At 63.1% G+C, this 21,736-nt stretch carries 22 protein-coding genes; 13 read left to right on the top strand and 9 right to left on the bottom strand.

What is annotated here, in order from left to right:
- The first annotated feature begins 211 nt into the window (after nt 1-211).
- The 3 genes from MPZ60_RS06005 to MPZ60_RS05995 are packed head-to-tail and all read left to right on the top strand — an operon-like array spanning nt 212 to nt 2,713.
- Nucleotides 212-520, top strand: coding sequence for a PepSY domain-containing protein (locus MPZ60_RS06005; protein WP_080745993.1), 309 nt, complete (start codon nt 212-214; stop codon nt 518-520).
- 28 nt (nt 521-548) lie between these two features.
- Complete coding sequence (locus tag MPZ60_RS06000) at nt 549-1,220, top strand: response regulator transcription factor (protein ID WP_034359944.1); 672 nt, start codon at nt 549-551, stop codon at nt 1,218-1,220.
- Nucleotides 1,221-1,225: 5 nt separating this feature from the next.
- Entirely contained in the window at nt 1,226-2,713 is a 1,488-nt protein-coding gene (locus MPZ60_RS05995) for a sensor histidine kinase (RefSeq protein WP_080746206.1), read from the top strand.
- Between the two features lie 6 nt (nt 2,714-2,719).
- Here the strand turns inward: MPZ60_RS05995 and MPZ60_RS05990 are convergent, their stop codons facing one another.
- The 4 genes from MPZ60_RS05990 to coaBC form a co-directional block, all read right to left on the bottom strand.
- Nucleotides 2,720-3,529 carry a hypothetical protein gene (locus MPZ60_RS05990; protein WP_034359943.1) on the bottom strand — a complete coding sequence of 270 codons (810 nt, stop codon included), beginning with the start codon at nt 3,527-3,529 and terminating at the stop codon, nt 2,720-2,722.
- 30 nt (nt 3,530-3,559) lie between these two features.
- On the bottom strand, nt 3,560-4,009 hold the full coding sequence (dut, locus tag MPZ60_RS05985; protein WP_034359942.1) for a dUTP diphosphatase: 450 nt from the start codon (nt 4,007-4,009) through the stop codon (nt 3,560-3,562).
- 148 nt (nt 4,010-4,157) lie between these two features.
- Nucleotides 4,158-4,676: a hypothetical protein gene (locus tag MPZ60_RS05980; RefSeq protein WP_034359940.1), complete on the bottom strand. Its 519-nt coding sequence runs from the start codon at nt 4,674-4,676 to the stop codon at nt 4,158-4,160.
- A 23-nt stretch (nt 4,677-4,699) separates the two neighbouring features.
- Complete coding sequence (coaBC, locus tag MPZ60_RS05975; protein WP_034359938.1) at nt 4,700-5,926, bottom strand: bifunctional phosphopantothenoylcysteine decarboxylase/phosphopantothenate--cysteine ligase CoaBC; 1,227 nt, start codon at nt 5,924-5,926, stop codon at nt 4,700-4,702.
- A gap of 113 nt (nt 5,927-6,039) precedes the next feature.
- Here coaBC and MPZ60_RS05970 point away from each other — a divergent pair, with 113 nt between their 5' ends.
- The 5 genes from MPZ60_RS05970 to MPZ60_RS05950 all read left to right on the top strand — a co-directional run bounded on the left by MPZ60_RS05970 (nt 6,040) and on the right by MPZ60_RS05950 (nt 11,296).
- Nucleotides 6,040-7,701 (top strand): CTP synthase, encoded by a 1,662-nt coding sequence (locus tag MPZ60_RS05970; protein WP_034359936.1) that lies wholly within the window; start codon nt 6,040-6,042, stop codon nt 7,699-7,701.
- A gap of 149 nt (nt 7,702-7,850) precedes the next feature.
- Nucleotides 7,851-8,708: a 3-deoxy-8-phosphooctulonate synthase gene (gene kdsA / locus MPZ60_RS05965; RefSeq protein WP_034360053.1), complete on the top strand. Its 858-nt coding sequence runs from the start codon at nt 7,851-7,853 to the stop codon at nt 8,706-8,708.
- A 435-nt stretch (nt 8,709-9,143) separates the two neighbouring features.
- Nucleotides 9,144-10,430: a phosphopyruvate hydratase gene (gene eno / locus MPZ60_RS05960; RefSeq protein WP_003057720.1), complete on the top strand. Its 1,287-nt coding sequence runs from the start codon at nt 9,144-9,146 to the stop codon at nt 10,428-10,430.
- Between the two features lie 76 nt (nt 10,431-10,506).
- Nucleotides 10,507-10,785, top strand: coding sequence for a septum formation initiator family protein (locus MPZ60_RS05955; protein WP_003064503.1), 279 nt, complete (start codon nt 10,507-10,509; stop codon nt 10,783-10,785).
- Nucleotides 10,754-11,296: a hypothetical protein gene (locus tag MPZ60_RS05950; protein ID WP_187771818.1), complete on the top strand. Its 543-nt coding sequence runs from the start codon at nt 10,754-10,756 to the stop codon at nt 11,294-11,296. The genes MPZ60_RS05955 and MPZ60_RS05950 overlap by 32 nt, the downstream gene beginning before the upstream one ends.
- 123 nt (nt 11,297-11,419) lie before the next feature.
- On the opposite strand, the gene MPZ60_RS05945 is transcribed toward MPZ60_RS05950, so the two are convergent.
- Together MPZ60_RS05945 and MPZ60_RS05940 are read right to left on the bottom strand one after the other, a co-directional pair.
- Nucleotides 11,420-12,427, bottom strand: a complete 1,008-nt coding sequence (locus MPZ60_RS05945) for an Hsp33 family molecular chaperone HslO (protein WP_003076386.1) — start codon at nt 12,425-12,427, stop codon at nt 11,420-11,422.
- 30 nt (nt 12,428-12,457) lie between these two features.
- Nucleotides 12,458-12,982, bottom strand: coding sequence for a gamma carbonic anhydrase family protein (locus MPZ60_RS05940; RefSeq protein WP_003064497.1), 525 nt, complete (start codon nt 12,980-12,982; stop codon nt 12,458-12,460).
- A gap of 50 nt (nt 12,983-13,032) precedes the next feature.
- Here MPZ60_RS05940 and MPZ60_RS05935 point away from each other — a divergent pair, with 50 nt between their 5' ends.
- The 3 genes from MPZ60_RS05935 to MPZ60_RS05925 all read left to right on the top strand — a co-directional run bounded on the left by MPZ60_RS05935 (nt 13,033) and on the right by MPZ60_RS05925 (nt 16,583).
- The gene (locus MPZ60_RS05935) at nt 13,033-13,839 is read left to right on the top strand and encodes a ferritin-like domain-containing protein (RefSeq protein ID WP_034359934.1); all 807 of its coding nucleotides are present in this window, start codon (nt 13,033-13,035) and stop codon (nt 13,837-13,839) included.
- A 162-nt stretch (nt 13,840-14,001) separates the two neighbouring features.
- Complete coding sequence (locus MPZ60_RS05930) at nt 14,002-15,261, top strand: EAL and HDOD domain-containing protein (protein WP_003064492.1); 1,260 nt, start codon at nt 14,002-14,004, stop codon at nt 15,259-15,261.
- 35 nt (nt 15,262-15,296) lie between these two features.
- The gene (locus MPZ60_RS05925; RefSeq protein ID WP_034359932.1) at nt 15,297-16,583 is read left to right on the top strand and encodes an EAL and HDOD domain-containing protein; all 1,287 of its coding nucleotides are present in this window, start codon (nt 15,297-15,299) and stop codon (nt 16,581-16,583) included.
- A 102-nt stretch (nt 16,584-16,685) separates the two neighbouring features.
- On the opposite strand, the gene MPZ60_RS05920 is transcribed toward MPZ60_RS05925, so the two are convergent.
- Nucleotides 16,686-17,690, bottom strand: a complete 1,005-nt coding sequence (locus tag MPZ60_RS05920) for a tripartite tricarboxylate transporter substrate binding protein (protein ID WP_034359930.1) — start codon at nt 17,688-17,690, stop codon at nt 16,686-16,688.
- Nucleotides 17,691-17,914: 224 nt separating this feature from the next.
- Here MPZ60_RS05920 and MPZ60_RS05915 point away from each other — a divergent pair, with 224 nt between their 5' ends.
- Nucleotides 17,915-18,565 carry a molybdopterin-dependent oxidoreductase gene (locus MPZ60_RS05915; protein ID WP_034359928.1) on the top strand — a complete coding sequence of 217 codons (651 nt, stop codon included), beginning with the start codon at nt 17,915-17,917 and terminating at the stop codon, nt 18,563-18,565.
- Nucleotides 18,566-18,573: 8 nt separating this feature from the next.
- On the opposite strand, the gene xerD is transcribed toward MPZ60_RS05915, so the two are convergent.
- Together xerD and MPZ60_RS05905 are read right to left on the bottom strand one after the other, a co-directional pair.
- The gene (gene xerD, locus MPZ60_RS05910) at nt 18,574-19,530 is read right to left on the bottom strand and encodes a site-specific tyrosine recombinase XerD (RefSeq protein ID WP_052057712.1); all 957 of its coding nucleotides are present in this window, start codon (nt 19,528-19,530) and stop codon (nt 18,574-18,576) included.
- Between the two features lie 103 nt (nt 19,531-19,633).
- Entirely contained in the window at nt 19,634-20,518 is an 885-nt protein-coding gene (locus tag MPZ60_RS05905; RefSeq protein WP_034359927.1) for a LysR family transcriptional regulator, read from the bottom strand.
- A gap of 110 nt (nt 20,519-20,628) precedes the next feature.
- On the opposite strand from MPZ60_RS05905, the gene MPZ60_RS05900 reads away from it, so the two are divergent.
- On the top strand, nt 20,629-21,669 hold the full coding sequence (locus MPZ60_RS05900) for an NAD(P)H-quinone oxidoreductase (RefSeq protein WP_242881909.1): 1,041 nt from the start codon (nt 20,629-20,631) through the stop codon (nt 21,667-21,669).
- Nucleotides 21,670-21,736 lie beyond the last annotated feature (67 nt).

Below are 21,736 nucleotides of genomic sequence, written 5' to 3'. Positions count from 1 at the left end.
TGTTGGGATTGCGACCGATTGTTCGCATTCACCCTGAACCGTTTCTGAAGCCGCCATTCAGCTTCCGTTCATCGATGCAGGCCTATAACCTTGGCTGCAGAGCGCCACCAGGCCGCATCACCTCAACTCCAGCTCCTTCGCCATGACTTCTTCCAACGCCTCAAATGAACCGCAATCCCCGCCACGCCCACGCCGGCGCGCCCTTCATGCCGTGCTGGCCATGCTGCTGGCAACGGCAGGCTTTGCCGCGCTGAGCCTGTGGCCTGCCACCTCGGATGCCGGCGACAACGACCACGAACTCGCCCGCCAGGCCTTGCGCCAGGGCCAGGTGCTGCCGCTGCGCACGGTTCTGGATCAGGTCGAGCAGCAATACCAGGGCCAGGTCATCAAGGTGGAGTTCGACCGCGAGGACGGCCGCTTTGTCTACGAGATCCGGCTGCTGCAAAACGATGGCAAGGTGGTCAAGCTGGAGATCGATGCCAGCAACGGCAGCCTCATCAGCATGAAGCGCAAGAAGTGAGCCCCGGCATTCAGGAAGGCTGCAGAGCATGCGAATTTTGCTGATTGAAGACGAACCCACGCTGCGCGAGCAGCTGCAGCAGGCCCTGCTGCAGGCCGGCCACACCGTGGAGACGGCCGCCGATGGAGAGACGGCGCAATACCTGGGCGAGGTCGAGAGCTTTGACGCTGCGGTGCTGGATCTGGGCTTGCCCGTGCGCGACGGGCTGAGCGTGCTGCGCGCCTGGCGCGCTCAGGGCCGCTCCATGCCGGTGCTGATCCTCACTGCGAGAGCCGCCTGGCATGAAAAAGTCGCAGGCATGGATGCCGGAGCCGACGACTATCTGGCCAAACCCTTCCACATGGAAGAGCTGCTGGCGCGTCTGCGGGCCCTGCTGCGGCGTCTGAGCCCGCATGCCAGCGCACTGTGGCAATGCGGTGCCATCACCCTGGACTCGCGCCAGGCGCGCGTCACCGTCGAAGGTCAGGCGCTGACGCTGACCAGCCATGAATTCAAGGTGCTGGCCCTGCTGATGCAGCGCATGGGCGCCGTGGTCTCGCGCACCGAGCTGTCCGAGCATATCTACCCGCAGGACAGCGATCGCGACTCCAACACCATCGAGGTCTTTGTCGGGCGCCTGCGAAAAAAGCTGCCTGCAGGCTCGATTGAAACCGTGCGCGGCCTGGGCTATCGCCTGGTCGCGCCCTCCAACCACACATAACCCTTATGTCCGAGCACACTCTGACCACCCCCACGACCCAACAGCCGCCCCCGCTGACTGCGGGCTCCTGGAAGAACTCGCTGCGCCTGCGACTGCTGGCGGGCGCCCTGATCTGGGTGCTGGCGGCCCTGCTGCTCACGGGCTGGGGCCTGCGCACGCTGTTTGCCGAGCACCTGACCCAGCAGTTGCGCAGCCAGCTGGTGGCCAAGCTCGACCGGCTCAGCGGCGCCGTCAACTACCAGCCGGATCAGGCCGTCCCGGTCACGGTCTCGCCCTTCTCCGGCGATCCCTTGCTGCAGCAACCGCTGTCGGGCATGTACTGGCAGGTGGACCAGCTCGATGCCAGCGGCCAGCAAACGGTTCAGGCCGGCATCCAGCGTTCGCGCTCGCTCTGGGACCAGACCCTGGACTGGCCTTTCTTCCAGGCCGACAAGGTCTGGGAGCCAACCCTGCCCCTGCACGCTCCCGCCAGCTACGGCCATATGTCGGACGGCAATGGCAACACCCTGGTGATCGTGACGCGTACCGTGCAGTTGCCCGAGGCCGATGCCCCACCGCTGCGCCTGATGATTGCCGCCGACGCGGCCATGCTGGCCACGCCGCTGCAGCGCTTTACGAAGATGCTGGTGGCCGCGCTGTGCATGCTGGCGGCGGGACTGATCGCCGCCGTGGTTGTGCAGCTGCAGCTGGCACTGGCTCCGCTGGCCGCCCTGCGCCGTCAGCTGGCCGCCGTGAGCCAGGGCGAAGCTTCTGAAATCAGGGGCGAGCACCCGGCCGAAATCATGCCCCTGGTTCAGGAGTTCAACCATGTGTTGCGCATGAATGCCGAGATGGTGGAGCGAGCCCGCACCCAGGCCGGCAATCTGGCTCACGCAGTCAACACCCCGCTGAGCATCATGGGCAACGCGGCCGCGCAGCAGGACAGCCCGCTCGCGATCCTGGTGCGCGAGCAGGTCGCCAGTGCCAGCCGCCAGGTCGAATATCACCTGGCCCGCGCCCGCGCCGCCGCCGCAGCGGCGCAGCAAGGCCATGGCCTGCGCACCGCGCTGGCCGGACCGCTGCACTCCCTGGTGCACACCATGGACAAGCTGCATGCGGCGCGCTGCATACGCTTCGAGCTACAGGGAGACCCCTCGCAATGGGACTTCAAGGGCGACTCCCAGGACCTGATGGAGATGCTGGGCAATCTGCTGGACAACGCCGGCAAATGGGCCAGGTCGAAGGTCGTTCTGAAGGTGCAGCCTATAGCCGATGACAGCCAGCAACTGACGCTGTGCATAGACGACGACGGCCCGGGCATTGCCCCCGAGTTGCGCGAGCGCATCTTTGCGCGCGGCGAGCGGCTGGACGAACAGCGTCCCGGCGCCGGGCTGGGCCTGGACATCGTGCGCGATCTGGTTCAGACCTATGGTGGCAGCATCCAGGCTCTGCCATCGCCGCTGGGCGGGCTGCGCATGCAGCTGCAACTGCCTGGCGCCAGGCACCAGGACTGAGGGCGATCAAAGACTGCGCAGCACCTGTGCGAGGGTATCGGCCTGGGGAAACAGCCAGTCGGCGAGCAGCCCCAGCGCCACGGCCGCGACCAGGGCGCCCAGCACGGGCTTCCAGCTGATGCGCAGCGCCGCCAGCAGCCAGCCTTCGCGCTCCACCACATACAGGGTTCGGGTCATCAGCAGCGCAAACGCCACCTCTACCGCCACGGTCAGGAACAGATCGGCACCGAACACCAGCCACATCAGCGAGCCCATGCCCGTGACCGCGATCAGCAGGGCCGCAAAAACCAGCAGCACCGGCACGAGCACCACGGCGCCTTCATCGAGTCCGTCCAGCCCCGACACATCGACATCCGGCAGCTCCAGGCCCGACGACGCAGGCGCGATATCAGGCACGGCTGCGCCATCGTCCCAGTGGCCGCCGGCACCGCCGCCGCCGTAGGAGCCTCCCTGCCCGCTTTCAAAGCCCGCAGCGTCGGCGCTGCCCGGCTTGCCGCCCAAGCCGGGACCATCGGAGGGCAGCTCGCCCCCGTCCCAGTCGCGGCGCAGCATGCAGCCCGCCCACAGACGCACCAGCAGCAGATAAAGCAGATAGCCGCAGGCCAGCGCCAGCCCATAGCGCAGCCCCATGCTGTGCACACCGGCATGCAGCAGGCACAGGCTGATCAGGGACATGGCAGCCAGACTCAGGCCGCCGGTCAGAGCGGCATGCAGACGCAGCCAGTGGCGTTTTTGCAGGCGTCGCCGCATGTGCTGGTCGCGCCCCAGCTGCACCTTGGTCCAGGAAGCAGAGCGGCTGCGGGTCTGGCGGCTCATGTTGCGCGAGGTGCGGGCGAGTCCAGAGACTCAGTGCTTGCCGGTGGAGCCGTAACCGCCTTCGCCGCGCTCGCTGGCGTCGGCAAAGTCATCCACCAGATTGAACTGTGCCTGCACCACGGGCACGATGACCAGCTGGGCCAGACGGTCCATGGGCTGCAGCGTGAAGGCGGTCTGCGAACGGTTCCAGGCGCTGACCATGAGCTGGCCCTGGTAGTCGGAGTCGATCAGGCCGACCAGGTTGCCCAGCACGATGCCGTGCTTGTGGCCCATGCCCGAGCGCGGCAGGATAAGCGCCGCGTAATGGGGGTCCTTGAGGTGCATGGCCATGCCGGTGGGAATCAGCTGCCACTGGCCGGGCTCCAGGGTCACGGGCGCATCGATGCAGGCGCGCAGGTCCAGTCCGGCGCTGCCGGCAGTGGCGTAGGCGGGCAGGTTGTCGCGCAGGCGCGCATCGAGAATCTTTACATCAACATTCATAAGGATCTGGCTAGTCTTGTCTGTCTTGAAACAAGGCCCGTGAACCGGGCCTTGCATTCATTGCGGCAGCTGCATGGCAGCGGCCAGCGGTTTTCCTGAAGGGCGCCATTGTGCCCGCTGCCGGGCAAGAGCTGGCGCTTGACGCCTGTCAGCGGCCTTGCAGGCGCTTGAGCACGCCGCCCACCAGCGACATCAGGCCCATGAGTGCGAGCAGCACGCCAAAGCCCTGGATGAACTGGGAGAGGATCACCCCGCCCACGATCAGCGCCAGCGAGCCCGGAGACACCCAGGGCTTGCGACCATTCTGAGCCTTCTGCCCCTCGATCTCGCGCTCCATGGCCCTGAAGCGCTGCTGCGCCTCCTGCTTGGTCACGGCCGTATTGGGGCGCCGTGCAGCAGCCGTGCGCTGGGCCGGTTGAGCAGCCGCCGTGGTTCGCGCTCCCGGCACCTGCTGTGCCTGCTCGGCCATGTCGCGCGCCTTCTGCAGGGTGTTGCGCAGCTGGGACATGGGCGAGCCGGCCTGGGAGCCTGGCGTGACGACCGCAGTCTGAATCGCTCCGGCAATGCTGCGTTGCGTGCGGCGGTACTCGGGACTGGCTCGCATCAGCTGATCCACATAAGCCACATAGTCGCCATTGCGCGGGCCTTCATAACTGGAGGGATTCATGTTCGGACTCCTGGGATCACGGATCAGGGACGCTTGGCGCTCAGTCGCTGTGCAATTTCATCGACCAGCTGGCGCGCCAGCACGTCCTTGCTGGCATGAGGCAGCTCCTTGGAGCCCTGATCGTCGATCAGCAGCAGTGCATTGTCGTCCTTGCCAAAGGTCGCGGGGCCGATATTGCCCACCAGCAGCGGCACGCTCTTGCGCAGCCGCTTGGCGCTGGCGTGCTTGAGCAGATCATGACTTTCGGCCGCAAAGCCCACGCAATACAGCTTGCCGGACCGGGCCTGGTCGGACTGGGCCACGCCGGCAAGAATGTCGGGGTTCTCGACAAAGTCCATGGCCGGCACATCGCCCGAGCCATCCTTCTTGATCTTCTGATCGGAAAACTCGGCCGGCCGCCAGTCGGCAACGGCGGCCGTGGCAATGAAGATCGAGGCCCCCGCCACCAGGGACTGCACGGCAGTCTGCATCTGGCGCGCCGACTGCACGTCGACACGGGTCACTCCGCGCGGCGTTGGAAGATGCACCGGGCCGGCCACCAGCGTGACCTGGGCGCCGGCCTCGTGCGCCGCACGGGCAATTGCGAAGCCCATCTTGCCGCTCGAAAGATTGGTGATGCCGCGTACCGGATCGATCGCCTCGAAAGTCGGGCCGGCCGTCACCAGCAGATGCTGACCCTGCAGGCTCTTGGCCGTGAAGTGCGCCGCCAGCTCCTCCATGATTTCCTCGGGCTCCAGCATGCGGCCGTCGCCGGTCTCGCCGCAGGCCTGGCTGCCGTTGCCCACGCCCAGCACCTGGGCACCGTCGGCCTGCACCTGGGCCAGATTGCGCTGGGTCGCGGGATGGGCCCACATCTCGCGGTTCATGGCCGGGGCCAGCAGCAGGGGAACGCTCTCCATGGGCCGGGCCAGGCACATCAGGCTGAGCAGCTCGTCCGAGCGGCCCTGCACCAGGCGCGCGATGAAGTCCGCGCTGCAGGGTGCGATGAGGATGGCATCGGCTTCACGGCTCAGATTGATGTGGGGCATGTTGTTGGGTTCGCGCACATCCCACTGGGAGGTGTAGACTGCGCGCCCAGAAAGCGCCTGCATGGTGACGGCTGTCATGAACTGCTCGGCCGCCTCCGTCATGACCACTTGCACCGTGGCACCGGCCTGGACCAGCAAGCGGCACAGCATGGCCGATTTGTAACAAGCCACGCCTCCGGAGAGACCCAGCACCAGATGTTTGCCTGCGAACACGTCATTCATGCTGCGCAATTTATCAGACCTGAGCGGCTTTGCTGCCGCACAAGCATCCCTGTACGCCACGCCGAAATTCGTGGCGAACCTATAATCCTGTTTTACCACCACCAAAAAAAGACATGACCAAGTTCGTCTTCGTCACCGGCGGTGTGGTGTCTTCCCTAGGTAAGGGAATCGCCTCAGCCTCCCTTGCTGCGATTTTGGAATCGCGCGGTCTCAAAGTCACCCTCATCAAGCTCGATCCCTATATCAACGTGGACCCGGGCACCATGTCGCCCTTCCAGCACGGCGAAGTGTTCGTGACCGATGACGGAGCCGAGACCGATCTGGACCTGGGCCACTATGAGCGTTTCATCGAAACGCGCATGCGTCAGAGCAACAACTTCACCACGGGCCGCATCTATCAGTCCGTGCTGGAAAAGGAACGCCGTGGCGACTATCTGGGCAAGACCGTGCAGGTCATCCCCCATGTCACCAACGAGATCCAGGAATACATCAAGCGCGGCGCGGGCCTTGGCACCGACCACGAAGTGGATGTGGCCATCTGCGAAGTCGGCGGCACCGTGGGCGATATCGAGTCCCTGCCCTTCCTGGAAGCTGCGCGTCAGCTGGCGCTCAAGCTCGGCCCCAACAACTCCGCCTTTGTGCACCTGACCTACCTGCCGTTCATCGAGACGGCCGGCGAGCTCAAGACCAAGCCCACCCAGCACACCGTGCAGAAGCTGCGCGAAATCGGCATCCAGCCCGATGCGCTGCTGTGCCGCGCCAAGCACCAGGTGCCCGAAGAGGAAAAGAGCAAGATCTCCCTCTTCACCAATGTGCCCGAGTGGGGTGTGATCTCCATGTGGGACGTGGACACCATCTACAAGGTGCCGCGCATGCTGCACGAGCAGGGTCTGGACGGCCTGATCTGCGACAAGCTGCGCCTGAACACGCCTCCCACCAATCTCAAGCGCTGGGACGACCTGGTCTATGAGACCGAGCATCCCCAGGGCGAAGTCAAGATTGCCATGGTGGGCAAGTACGTGGAGCTGTCCGACGCCTACAAGTCGGTCAACGAAGCACTCAAGCACGCCGGCATGCGCAACCATGTGCGCGTGAAGATCACGCATGTGGACTCGGAAACCATCCACGACGCGGATGCCACCAAGCTGCTCAAGGATTACGACGGCATTCTGGTGCCCGGCGGCTTCGGCTCGCGCGGCGTGGAAGGCAAGATCTCTACGGCCAAGTTTGCCCGCGAGAACAAGGTGCCCTACCTGGGCATCTGCCTGGGCATGCAGGTTGCCACCATCGAGTACGCCCGTCATGTGGCCGGTCTCGCAGGCGCCAACTCCACCGAGTTCGACCCCGCCACCCCCAATCCCGTGATCGCCCTGATCACCGAGTGGAAGGACGCGGACGGCACGATCAAGACCCGTGACGAGAACTCCGACCTGGGCGGCACCATGCGTCTGGGTGCACAGTCTTCCGACGTGCAAAAGGGCACGCTGGCGCACAGCATCTACGGCGACGTGGTGACCGAGCGTCACCGCCACCGCTATGAAGCCAACACCCAGTATCTGGACCAGCTGCGCGAAGCCGGCCTGGTGATCTCGGCCCTGACCCAGCGCGAACAGCTGACCGAAATCGTCGAGCTGCCCGCCAAGGTTCACCCCTGGTACATCGGTGTGCAATTCCACCCCGAGTTCAAGTCCACCCCCTGGGATGGTCACCCGCTGTTCAACGCCTTCATCAAGGCGGCCATGGACAACAAGGCCCAGCCGGGCAAGAAGGCCTGATTCCCCTCCTCCGGAATCAATCCTTAAATAGGAGCTGCCAGCGCTTGAAATGCAATGATCTCAGCATCAAATGATGTTGAAGTCTTTCAAAATAGAGCGCCAGCAGCTTCAGTTTTTGAAGCATGCACGGCGTGCAAAAAGGAACCCCCATGAAACTCTGCGGCTTTGATATTGGTCTGGACAAGCGCTTCTTTCTGATCGCCGGCCCTTGCGTGGTCGAATCCGAACAGCTGCAGATGGACGTGGCCGGGCAACTCAAGGAAATCACTTCCTCGCTGGGCATCCACTTCATCTTCAAGAGCAGCTTCGACAAGGCCAACCGTTCCTCGGGCACCAGCTTTCGCGGCCCCGGCATGGAAAAAGGTCTGGAGATCCTTGCCAAGGTGAAGAAGGAGCTGAACGTGCCCATCCTCACTGATGTGCACACCGAGGCCGAAGTGCCTTACGTGGCGTCTGTCGTCGACATGCTGCAGACCCCCGCCTTCCTGTGCCGCCAGACGGACTTCATCCGCGCCGTGGCCCAGTCGGGCAAGCCCGTGAACATCAAGAAGGGCCAGTTCCTGGCCCCGCATGACATGAAGAATGTCATCGACAAGGCCCGTGCTGCGGCTGTGGAAGCGGGCCTGCCCGCGGACAGCTTCACGGCCTGCGAACGCGGCGCCAGCTTTGGCTACAACAACCTGGTCAGCGACATGCGCTCGCTGGCCATCATGCGCGAGACTGGCGCCCCTGTCGTGTTCGACGCCACCCACAGCGTGCAACTGCCCGGCGGCAACGGCACATCCAGCGGCGGCATGCGCGAGATGGTGCCCGTGCTCTCGCGTGCGGCCGTGGCCGTGGGCGTGGCTGGCCTGTTCATGGAAACCCACCCCGATCCCTGCAACGCCCTGTCGGACGGCCCCAATGCCGTGCCGCTCAAGCACATGAAGGCACTGCTGGAGACACTGGTGACGCTGGACGATGTGACCAAGCGCAACGGCTTCCTGGAAGACCGCTTCCAGGCCTGAGCATGCATGCACAGCGCATCAGCAGCGACATGGCGGCCTTGCAGCAGGCCTGCATGTCCATACGCCCCGGCCGCCCCAAGGCGGGCAGCGGCGTCTGAGCAGATGATGCACCCCGGCATGACCGACACGATGAAGCGTGGCGTCATGCCTTTTTTGTATCCGCTTTTGTGTCCGAATGCTTGCACAGAAACGTCTTGCGCAAGAAATTCGACTGCTGCAACACGTCAAGGCAAAAGCGGCCCACCAAATTTGTGCACAATAGCCGCCGCAGCCTCTTCCATACTCGTCGCGTGCATGGCGCGCGCGCAGCATGTGGAGAAGAGTCGGCTTCACAATTTTGATAGCAGCTTGCGCTTTATGCACAAGCGCTTGGGCGTGATTTCATGAAAGAAGTCAGCCTGCACGTACCGATTTCAGAAACCCAAAGGAAATGCAATGAGTGCCATTGTTGACATCGTAGGCCGCGAAGTGCTGGACAGCCGCGGCAATCCCACCGTTGAGTGCGACGTGCTGCTGGAATCCGGCGTGATGGGCCGTGCCGCCGTGCCCTCGGGCGCGTCCACCGGCTCGCGCGAAGCCATTGAACTGCGTGACGGCGACAAGAGCCGTTACCTGGGCAAGGGCGTGCTCAAGGCTGTGGAGCACATCAACACCGAAATCTCCGAAGCCGTGCTGGGCCTGGACGCTTCCGAGCAGGCTTTCCTGGACAAGACCCTGATCGACCTGGACGGCACCGACAACAAGAGCCGCCTGGGCGCCAACGCCATGCTAGCCGTGTCCATGGCCGTGGCCCGCGCCGCAGCCGAAGAAGCCGGCCTGCCCCTGTACCGCTACTTCGGCGGCATGGGTGGCGTACAGCTGCCCGTTCCCATGATGAACGTGATCAATGGCGGCGCCCACGCGAACAACTCGCTGGACCTGCAAGAGTTCATGATCATCCCCGTGGGTGCCCCCACCTTCCGTGAAGCCGTGCGCTGGGGCGCCGAAGTCTTCCACGCGCTGAAGGCCATCATCCACCACAACGGCATGTCCACCGCCGTGGGCGACGAAGGCGGTTTCGCACCTTCCGTGGAAAACCACGAAGCCGCGATCCAGCTGATCATCGAAGCCATCGAAAAGGCCGGCTACAAGCCCGGCGAGCAGATCGCCCTGGGCCTGGACTGCGCAGCTTCCGAGTTCTACAAGGACGGCATGTATGTGCTGGCCGGTGAAGGCAATATGACGCTGACTTCGACGCAGTGGACCGACATGCTGGCCGGCTGGTGCGACAAGTACCCCATCATCTCCATCGAAGACGGCATGCACGAAGGCGACTGGGATGGCTGGAAGATCCTGACCGAGCGCCTGGGCGCCAAGGTTCAGCTGGTGGGTGACGACCTGTTCGTGACCAACACCAAGATCCTCAAGGAAGGCATCGAAAAGCGCATCGCCAACTCGATCCTGATCAAGATCAACCAGATCGGCACCCTAACCGAGACCTTCGCCGCCATCGAAATGGCCAAGCGCGCCGGCTACACCGCCGTGATCTCGCACCGCTCTGGCGAAACCGAAGATAGCACCATTGCCGACATCGCCGTGGGCCTGAATGCTGGTCAAATCAAGACCGGCTCCATGAGCCGCTCCGACCGTATCGCCAAGTACAACCAGCTGCTGCGCATCGAGGAAGACCTGGGCGATGTCGCCGAGTACCCCGGCCGCGCTGCCTTCTACAACCTGCGCTAAAGTGCGCAGCTGAAGTAAGTGCCCGGCAACCGCTTTGCGGCCAGGGCGCTTACCCTTGATTCCACCAGGTTTTTGTATGGTCAACCGCGTCGTCTGTGTCACATTGCTGGTCTTGCTGACCGCCATTCATGCCCAGCTCTGGCTGGGCAATGGCAGCATGGCCTATGTGCACGAGCTGCAGCAGCAAATCAAGGATCAATACGCGGCCAACGCCCTAGAAAAATCGGAAAACGACAGGCTGCAGTCCGAGGTCAACGACCTCAAGGACGGCCTGTCCACCGTGGAAGAAAAGGCCCGTTACGAGCTGGGCATGGTCAAACCCAATGAAATCTATATTCAGGTTTCCAAGCGCTGACCCGGCACCCGCTCTGCATCAAAGCCAGCCCCGCGCTGGCTTTGCTGTTCCTGCGCCCACGCTGGTGCTGCTGGGTGCGCCGCATGCACTGGCGCGCGGCATGGCTCATGGCTTGCTGCAGGCCCGTCTGGATGCGGGCCATGCCACGCCCTGGCAATGCCTGGCCCCCGCGAGCGGCGATGAATGGCCGGCCGATGCCCTGGTCTATGTGCTGGGCCAGGACTGGCGCGATGCCGACCCGGACCCCGCCATCGCTCAGCAGATCAGCCAATGGCGCGCACTGCTGGAAGCACGCTCTCAGAGCTATGTGATGCTGTACGGCAGACCGTCTGCCCAATGGCAGCAACTGGCTGCCTCTCTGAAATTCATGGAACCGGCCGCAGACTGGGATTGGATTTCAAGCAAAAATCCATGGAGTTCCAGTCAGAAAATACGCCGCAAAGCCTGCGAGCAATGCGGCGATCCCGAGTGCGAGCTGGCACTGTTCGAGGCCTTGAAAAGCGCCCCCTGAGGCGCCTCGTGCCTTCTCCCCTATCTTTTCCGAGCTGGAAGACACCCGCGCTGCCCCGACCTGGGCTCTTGCAGGGTATCTCCACCGCCATCAGAGCTCCATCGCCGCGGGCAGACTGTTCAGTTATTGCACCGAGCTGGAGCTGGGCGGCTGCTTTTGCACTTCGGTGAACAGACGCGCCGCATCGATGGCGTCGAACTGGTATTGCTGGCCGCAGAAGTCGCAGCCCACCTCGATCTTGCCACGCTCGGCCACGATGGAATCCACCTCTTCCTCGCCCAGCGAGGTCAGCATGGCGGCCACCCGGTCACGGCTGCAGGTACAGGCGAAACGCGGGGCCTGCTCGTCGGCCTGAGGAGCGAAGCGCAGCAGCTTCTCCTCCCAGAACAGGCGCCGCAAAATGGTCTCCACATCCAGCGTCAACAGCTCTTGCTGCGTCAGGCTGGAGGCCAGCGTGGCAACACGGTTGTATTCCTCGTTCAGGCCCTGGGCATCATGCTCGGCCTCACCGCTTTCGGTGGCAGCGGCCAGATTCGCCTCACCCTTCACAGGCATGCGCTGCAGCATCAGACCGGCAGCGATCTGGTCATTGGCGGCCAGCACCATCACGGTGTCGAGCTGCTCGGACTGCATCATGTAGAACTGCAGCGCATCCGACAGGCGCTCGAAGCGGCCGCCAGCACCATCGTTGAGCGGCACCACGCCCTGATAGGGGTTCTGGCCGGGCTGGCGGTCCTTGGGGTCCAGCGTGACGGCGCAGCGGCCCGCGCCATGGGCATTGACCAGTTCTGCCAGCGGGGCCAACTGGCCGCGCAGGGGCAGATTGGCCTCTCCCACCAGTGTTGCCGTGGCACGCAGGCTCAGGTCCGACTGCACTTCGGCCACGGCCAGTTTGACCGGGCCGTCACCCATAACCTGGAATACCAGCGCGCCATTGAACTTGATGTTGGACTGCATGAGCACGCCAGCCGCCGTCATCTCGCCGAGCAAGGTGCTGACGGCCTCTGGGTAGGCGCCGGTATCCTTGTTGCCGGCACGGCGCTGCAGGATTTCCTGCCAGGAGTCAGTCAGGCGAACAATGGCACCACGCACGGGCAGGCCGTCAAAAATGAATTTATGCAGTTCAGACACGCTAATCGATTCCGGTAAAAAGCAGGGCCCTCAGCCCAGCTTGCGCAAGCCGCGCTTGAAGCGGCGAGCATTTTCAACATAGTTCCTGGCGCTCTGGCGCAGACCTTCGATCTGCTCGGGCGATAGCTCGCGCACGACCTTGGCGGGGCTGCCGAGGATCATGGAGCCGTCGGGAAATTCCTTGCCCTCGGTCACCAGCGAGCCTGCGCCCACCAGGCAGTTCCTGCCTATCCTGGCGCCATTGAGCACCACTGCACCGATGCCGATGAGCGAGCCATCGCCAATCGTGCAGCCATGCAGCATTACTTGGTGGCCAACCGTCACATTGCAACCCACCGTAAGCGGTTTGCCGAAATCGGCATGCAGCACGCTGGCATCCTGGATGTTGGAGCCCGCGCCGATGCTGATGTTTTCGGTATCCCCGCGGATGACCGTTCCAAACCAGACACTGGCGTCCTTGTCCAGCTTGACGCGGCCCATGACCTCGGCGCTGTCGGCCACCCAGGCGCTTTCGTCGATCTGCGGCGCAACGCCGTCGAGTTCGTAAATTGCCATCTGCTTGTCTCCCTGTGGGTTGCTTCTTTATAGAACCTAGAATTGTAGGGATGGAGTTACGTCATCGCGCGCTAGAGGTCTTGTGCCTTGCAGACCCAGAGAGAAAAGCTGCTGCAGCCATTGATCTGCATACACAAAAAGCTCTCTATTCGATAGCAGAAACAGCACCGACACTGCGCATCCCCGAATCCGAGCTTCCCGGCCGCCCGGCCCGGCCCGAGCTCAAGCACCACACGGCCGTGGCGCGCCGCTCGCCGGCCACCCTCGAAGGCCGGGCCGTGCTCATCCATGCCATTGCACATATCGAGTTCAATGCCATCAACCTCGCACTGGACGCCATCTGGCGCTTTGACGGCATGCCCGAGCAGTACTACCACGACTGGCTGCAGGTGGCTGCAGAGGAAGCCAAGCATTTCCGCCTGCTACGCGATCATCTGCGCCAGCATCATGGTCAGGACTATGGCGACCATCCGGCCCACCAGGGCCTGTGGACCATGTGCGAAAAAACGGCGGGCGACATCGTGGCCCGCATGGCCCTGGTACCCAGAACGCTGGAGGCGCGCGGCCTGGACGCCACGCCGCAGATCCAGAACAAGCTGCGCAACACCCACGCGACCGATGCGCTGGCGGCCTGTGACATTCTGGACATCATCCTGCGCGAGGAAGTGGGCCATGTGGCCATAGGCAACCACTGGTATCGCTGGCTGTGCGAGAAAAACGGTCTGGACCCCGAGTCGTTGTACCTGGAGCTGACAAAGCGCCATGAAGCGCCGCGCCTGCGCCCACCCTTCAATGAGAAGGCACGCCGTGCCGCAGGCTTCACCGCAACCGAGATCGCCTGGCTGCAACAGATATAGGTATTTTTTTCTTGACTCGAATCAAGAACCACCGACAAGCGAGGCCCGCGAGCCGAAGTTGTTGGCACAAACGGACTGAACGCACGAAGCTGACACTATGATCGGCTCGTTCTTACAATAACCGGCACAGCCAACCATTTCCCACACAGACGTCATGCAGCAATGAGTGAACAAACCATAGAGGACCAGGCATTCGCCTCGCCGCGCAACCTGTCCAAAGGCATGATTGCACGCCAGCCCATCGTCAACGGGCTGCAGCAAATCATTGGTTACGAGCTGTTCAACCGCTCGCGCTCGCCTTATGGTCACACCATGGCCTCAGACGCGACGCTGATCTTTGCGGCCCTCACGCATGCTGGAGAGGAAGATCTGGTCGGCACCAAGCTCATGTTCGTGAATTGCACTCACGAAGGTCTGACCGGCGAGCACCTGGAGCTGCTGCCTGCCGACAAGGTGGTGCTGGAGATCCCCCCTCTGGGCCATGCTGCCGTGCATGAGGTGGCAGCCCGCCTGCCCACCTTGCTGGCACTCAAGGACCAGGGCTTTCATCTGGCCTTCAACCACACGGTACTGGAGTCTGTGTATTCGGCCTGGCTGCCGCTGGCCGACTACATCAAGCTAGACCTCTCCACGCTGGCACCGGACCAGCTTACGGTGCTGGTCAAGTTCGCCAACCGCCACACCCGCGCCGAGCTGATCGCCGAAAAAGTCGAAAGTGCCCACCAGCATGAGCTGGGGCAGCGCCTGGGCATCGAGCTTTTCCAGGGTTTCTGGTTTGCCCGTCCCACGGTGATGCAGACCCGCCTTCTGACCCCGACGCAGCAAAGCATCATCCAGTTGCTGACGCTGGTACGCGAGCAGGCCAGCACCGATGCGATCGAGGAAGTTCTCAAAAAGGACGCCGCCCTGGCCTTCAACCTGCTGCGCCTCATCAACTCGGCCAGCTTTGGCGCCCATCGCAAGATCACCTCTTTCAAGCAGGCCGTGATGCTGCTCGGCCTGAACAAGCTGTTTCGCTGGGCTGCCATGCTGCTGACGGCCGCCCGTGAAGGCGGCCCCCCGCCGGCCGTAGGCCAGACCGCCGTGATTCGCGGCCGTCTGATGGAGCTGCTGGCCAAGCACTCGCTAACGGACACCGACGCCGATCTGGCCTTTATCTGCGGCATGTTCTCCATGCTGGACCGCATGCTGGGCATGCCTTTGCCTGCAGCGCTGGCGCTGATTCCGGTGTCCGAATCGGTCTCTGCCGCGCTGCTGCATCATGAAGGCATTCTGGGCGAGCTGCTGATGCTCACCAAGGCCTGCGAGAGTCATGACCAGGAACAATTCGACCGCAGTGCCTGCAGCCTGGAGCTGGAGCACGGGGACATCAATCACGCTCATCTGCAGGCTTTGAGATGGACGGAGTGTCTGTCCGACTGACAGCACTTTTGCCCCACACCCAAGCGATAACCGACATGGATACCTCTGACACAAACGCCTCTTCACCAACCGCCAGCCCCGTTGCAGACAGGGACGAGGCCAATATGGCCAGCATTGCGCGTCAGGCAATCGTCGATGAAAAGCGGGATGTGTATGGCTACGAGCTGTTTGACCGCTCGGTTGCACATAACGCACACACAGCAGCATCTGATGCGGCACTGCTGTTCAATGCACTGTCCTACGCCGGTGCCGAAGCCCTGGTGGGCAAAAAGACGGTTTTCATCAACTGCACCCATGACAGCCTGAGCGGCGGCCACCTGGAGCTGATTCACCCCGACCGTGTGGTACTGGAAGTGCCGGCCCTGCCCGCCGATGCCACGCAGGAAAACATCGAAGCCTGCCTGCCCACATTCGCGGCCCTGCGCCAGCGTGGCTTTCGCCTGGCTTTCGACCAGAACCTGCTGCGCCGCAACTATGCGTCATGGCTGCCCATGGCCTCCTTCGTCAAGCTGGACATGCAGAGCTTCGCGATCGAGCATGCCGAGAAGCTGGTGAAGTTTGCCCAGACCTACACACGCGCCCAGATCGTGGCCGAGAAGGTCGAAACAGCCGAGCAGTTCGAGCATATGCTGGGCCTGGGTGTGAAGCTGTTCCAGGGCTACTGGTTCGCCCAGCCCCAGCTCGTGCAGGCGCGCACCATCCGCCCCACGCAGACCACCATCATCCAGCTCATCAACCTGGTGCGCCAGCAGGCCAGCACGGAGGAGATCGAAGAGCTGCTCAAGAAGGACCCCACGCTGTCCTTCAACCTGCTGCGCTTCATCAACAGCTCGGGTTTCGGCCTGTCCTGCGAGATCACCTCCTTCCGCCATGCGGTGATGATTCTGGGCCTCAAGAAGCTGTTCCGCTGGGCGGCCCTGCTGCTGACCACCTCACGCGCCGGCGGCACACCGCCGGCTGTGGGCCAGACAGCCGTGGTGCGCGGCCGCCTGATGGAGCTGCTGACCGCCGAGCTGCTGCCGCCCGAGGAATGCGACCACGCTTTCGTCGTGGGCGTTTTCTCGCTGCTCGATGTGATGCTGAGCCAGCCCATGGCCAAGGCCCTGGAATCCGTAGCCCTGCCCCAGTCCGTGGTTGACGCACTGGTACACAACCAGGGCGTTTTTGCACCCTTCCTGGATCTGACGCGCGCCTGCGAGTCTGGCGACGAAGCGGCTTTTGCCCGCGCCGCCAATGCGCTGCAGCTGTCCAACCACCAGGTCAACTGGGCCCATCTGCAGGCACTGAGCTGGGCCGACAACCTGGCCAGCGAAGTGATCTGAGCCAATCCGCTTCGCGACCAGTCAGTGCGCTTGCTGCGCACAACGAAAAAGGGCTTGCAGCCGATGTGACCGCAAGCCCTTTTTCATTCAAGAAAGTCCCGATCAGTTGGTCTGGATACCTGCAGCCTTGATGATCTGGGCGTTGGACCTGGACTCGACCTCGATCTGCTTGGCAAAGTCCGCAGCCTTGCCGCCGGTAGGCACATTGTCAGTGGCTTCCAGGCGCTGACGGATCTCGGGCAGCGCCAGCGCCTTGTTCACCTCGGCATTCAGGCGAGCCAGCACGGGGGCGGGCACACCTGCGGGAGCGAAGATGCCGAAGACCGATGTGGTGTTGGCGTTCTTGTAACCCAGCTCGGCCAGCGTGGGCACCTGGGGCAGCGAGTCCAGACGCGCCGGAGCTCCCACGGCCAGGGCCTTGAACTTGCCGGCCTTGATATGCTGCATCACGGCTGGGCCGGCATTCGTGGACAACACCTCGAACTGTGCACTCAGGCCGTCATTGAGCTGCTGGCCACCGCCCTTGTAAGGCACATGGGTGATCTGAACCTTGCCCTGATCGGCAATCTGCTCGAGCATGATGTGGCCCAGCGAGGCCAGACCAGCCGTGGCCCAGCGCACATCGCCGGGGTGGGCCTTGGCCTGGGTCATCAGCTCGGGAAAGCTCTTGGCTGCCAGACGGGTCGTTCCCAGCAGCAGCACGGGCGAATACATCACGCTGACCACGGGAACAATATCCTTGTGCGGATCGAACAGCGGCTTGCCCAGATGGGGGCTCAGCGTCAGCGGGCTGATGGACGAAAAGCCCAGCGTATAGCCATCGGGGTTGGACTTGGCGACCTGGTCCAGGCCAATCGCGCCACCCGCGCCGGCCTTGTTGTCGATCACCACCGACTGCCCCAGCGACTGTGACAGCTTTTCACCCAGTGCACGGGCCACCACATCGCTCACACCACCGGCAGGGTAGGACACCACCAGACGAATGGGACGGCTGGGCCAGCCAGCCGCGTCGGCTTTGTCGGCCGCCTGGACATTCAGGGACAAGGTGGCAGGCAGCATGGCTGCCAGGGCACAGGTGAGCATGCTGCGACGCAGAAAGTTAGTCATCACTCGAAATCCAAAAATCAAGACCTGCATTTTTGACCAAAGTGAATTCCCCGGTTGATTTGGACGACGATTCGTCAATTCACTGGACAGAAAACATCAAAATAAAACTTCAAACATTTAAATAGACCAACACTCCAACCGACCAACACCTTCATCGACATGTCGCAATGACGCCCGCAAGGCTTGTCGCTAGACTGCAGCAATCTCCACAAAGAAAGCGCCCCATGGAAGAAAAACAACCTCTATCCCGTCGCTCCATCTTGCTGCGAAGCGGTGCTGCGGGCGCTGCACTGGGCGCCATGGCTCTGCCCGCCGCGGCCACACGCAAGGCCTCCCGCACCTGCGTGCTCGATGGCCTGCAGCCCGCTGTGCTCACCATCAGCGGCCCCGGTGTGCAGGCCAATCGCGGCAAGCCGCAGGCCGTGGCGGACCGCATGCTGATCATCCATGGCTATCTGTTTGATGCAGCCTGGTCCTGTGGCATGGATGCGCTCAACAGCCTGGAGCAGCAGACGCTCAGGACCACGCTTGAATACGACGAAGCCGAGCACAGCCTGCAAGGCCCGCTACTGGAGCAGGTGCTGCAGGCCGCCGGCGTGGATGTAGGCCAGGCCATGGCGCGCGGCCTGCAACTGACTTTGCAGGGCATAGATGGCTATCGCAGCCAGATACCGCTGGCCCAGGCCGTGCGCTGGCGCATGCTGATCGCCACCCAGCTGGACGGCGTGCCGCTGGCAATGGGCGGCGTGGGCCCGCTCTGGGCCATTTTTGCAGCCCATCAGATTCCGGAGCTCGGCCAGTTGCCCGTCAAGCAGCGCTTTCCTGCCGCCGTCTGGGGGCTATACCACCTGCAGCTTGGCAGCGCGACGACCTAGGTAGCGGCTCAGCCGCGCGGGTGATGCTCGGCATGCAGAGCCTTGAGCCGCTCGCGCGCCACATGGGTGTAGATGGTGGTGGTGGAGATATCGGCATGCCCCAGCAGCATCTGCACCACGCGAAGGTCGGCGCCATGGTTGAGCAAATGGGTGGCAAACGCATGGCGCAGCGTATGCGGTGAGAGGGGCGAGTTGATACCCGCGATCTGCGCGCATTTCTTGACGATGACCCAGAACATCACGCGGCTCATGCCCGCACCGCGCTGGGTCACAAACACCTCCTCGGTCTGCAGCCCTCCCAGAATCGCCGCTCGCGCCTGCTGCAGATAGCGCTCCAGCCAGTGCTGCGCCTCCTGGCCGAACGGCACCAGCCGCTCCTTGCGTCCCTTGCCCGTCACGCGCAGCACGCCCGAGCGCAGGTCCAGCTCATGCATGCACACGCCCACCAGTTCGCTGACACGCAGACCGCTGGCATACATCAGCTCCAGCATTGCGCGATCGCGCAAGCCCAGCGGGCTGTCCACATCGGGCGCATCGAGCAGGGCCTCCACCTGCTCCTGGGTCAGGGTCTTGGGCATGCGCGGCGGCTGTTTGGCCGCCAGCATGCGCACCGTAGGGTCGGCAGCGATGCGCTTTTCACGCAGCGCCCAGTGAAAATAGCGACGCAACACCGTCAGCCTACGGTTCGAGGAGGTGGCCTTGGTGCCCTCCACACGGGCCGTGAAATAACCCTGCAGATCGGCTTCCTGCGCAGCATCCAGCGCCTTGGGCGGCTGCAGCCGCGCCAGCCAGCGCGCAGCCGCTGTCAGGTCACGCCGGTAGGCGGACAGGGTATTGCGCGAAAGCCCGTCCTCCAGCAGCAGGGCATCGATGAACTGATCGAGCGCATGCTGGCTCTGCGGCAAGGGCTGCGGCCAGTCATCGGGAATCTGCGGTTTGCGGGCTTTTTTAGGAGTGTCGGACATGGAGCTAGCGTACACGCTGGCGAGGATGCACCGAGCTGAAATCAGCTCGGTGCACCATGGAGATCAGGGTCAGATACCGGCAATGGCAAATGCTGTGCCTGCTTCAGCTGATGCCGGCTGATGGACCATCGAAAGCCTCGGCCAGGAACTGCGCAACCGCTCTCACCCTAGCCGTGCGCTGCAGATCGGGATGCATGACCTGCCAGACTTCGTAGTCGTTCGGACGTCGGCGTTGCGGCCAGATACGCACCAGGCCTTCGCGCTCCCCCATCCACAACGGCATTTCCCCAATCCCGATGCCTGCAGCAACCGCCTTGCGCACGAGGAGACTGGAGCGGACCGACATGGCAATCCTGGCCTGACGTGCCGGCACTCCGGCCATGCTCAGTAGCGGACTCTGCTCCAGATAAGGCCCGTATGCCACCAGATGGTGACCGCGCAACTCGTCTTCAGGGGCAGGCTCGCCAAAGCGAGCCAGATAACTCGTGCTTGCGAACAGCCCCACAGGCCACGAAGCCACACGGCGAACCACCAGCTCCGGGGTATCAGGCCTGACGTTGCGAAAAGCAATATCCGCCTGCCGACGACCGAGGCTGAGCAACTGGGTGGAGACTTCCAGATCCACGCGGATATTCGGCCAGTGCTGCTGCAAACGCTCGACAGCGGGCAGCAACAGGTCAATAGCGATGGAGTCGGTGCTTGTCACGCGCACCAGCCCACCGGGATTTTCATCCTGACCCTCGATCTTGGTGCGCAAGTCCAGGGCCGCACTCTCCATACGCTTTGCCGCAGCCAGTGCCACCTCGCCAGCGGCCGTGAGCAGGTATCCATCCTTGGCCCGCAAAAACAGCTTTGCCCCCAGCTCGGACTCCAGCGCATTCAGGCGTCGCCCGACCGTTGCCTGATCAATGCCCAGGCTGCGCGCTGCGGCGCGCAATGAGTGCGTGCGGCTCAGGGCGAGAAAGATGCGGGTATCGTCCCAGTTCATGGCTCATCAGTTGATGCAAATTTGCATCAATGTAGAGCGAAATCGCGGCATTGCAAACAAAGCTTTGCGTCGTAATCTTCAGCGCTCAAAGATATTTCGAGAACGACGCTATGCCCACCTTTTTGACAGACTCCATCCCCGCAGCAAAGCCCACCACCATGCAGGCCATCGTTTTTGACGACTTTGGCGGGCCCGAGGTGCTGGTGGCCCGCGAGCTGCCGGCTCCTGAGCTTCGCCCCCACGACTTGCTGGTACGCAACGCCTCCATCGGCGTCAATCGTGCCGACCTCTATCACCGCAAGGGCGCCTATGGCCGAGCTTCCTTTAGTGACGCAGACACCATGGGCCTGGAGATCGCCGGAACCGTGATCGACGCCGGTCCCTTGGTGCAGGGCTTCTCCGTGGGCGACCGGGTCATGGGCATCGTGGGCGGCGGCGCTTATGCCGAGATTTCGCGCATAGACCACCGCATGGCGATACATGTCCCCGGGAATCTGGACCTGGTGGATGCCGGTGCGATACCCGAGGTGTTCGTGACCGCACACGAGGCCCTGTTTCATCTGGCTGGCTTGCGCGCCGGCGAGTCGGTGCTGATCCATGCGGCAGCGGGTGGTGTCGGATCGGCCGCCGTTCAGCTTGCACATGCTGCCGGCGCCCGGGTTTTTGCGACGGCCAGCAGCGACAAGCGCGAAGCGGTCCTGGGTTTCGGAGCCGATGTCTTCATCGACTATCGCAGCGAGGACTTCCAAACCGTGGTGGCCCAGGCCACCGACGGCAAAGGCGTGGACATCGTGATCGATTTCGTCGGTGCCCCCTACCTGGAGCCCAATGTGCGATCGCTGGCCGTCGGCGGGCGCATGGTGATGGTGGGCCTGCTGGGCGGCTCCCAGGGCGCTGCATTGCCCATGGACCTGGTGCTGTACCGCCATCTGCGGATCTTCGGAACCGTGATGAAGTCACGCTCGCCCGAAGTCAAGCAGGCGATGGTCCAGCGCTTTGCCCAGCGATGGCTTGGTGCATTGGAGAGTGGAGCGATACGGCCCGTGATCGATAGCTCCTTCGCTTTGGCAGATGCTGCTGGGGCGCACAGACATATGGAGTCCGGGGTCAGCATCGGCAAGATTCTGTTGCTGCCTGGGAGCGGAAAATAATAAAAAAAACAAAGCCCGAATCGCCTCAAAGGCAATTCGGGCTTGCGGTATCCGCTACTGCATCGGC

The organism is Comamonas sp. 7D-2, from assembly GCF_022749555.1.
GTDB classification, from domain to species: Bacteria; Pseudomonadota; Gammaproteobacteria; order Burkholderiales; family Burkholderiaceae_C; genus Comamonas; species Comamonas thiooxydans.
Note: the sequence above shows the minus strand (reverse complement) of the source record. Positions and strands in the feature narration are given on the sequence as shown.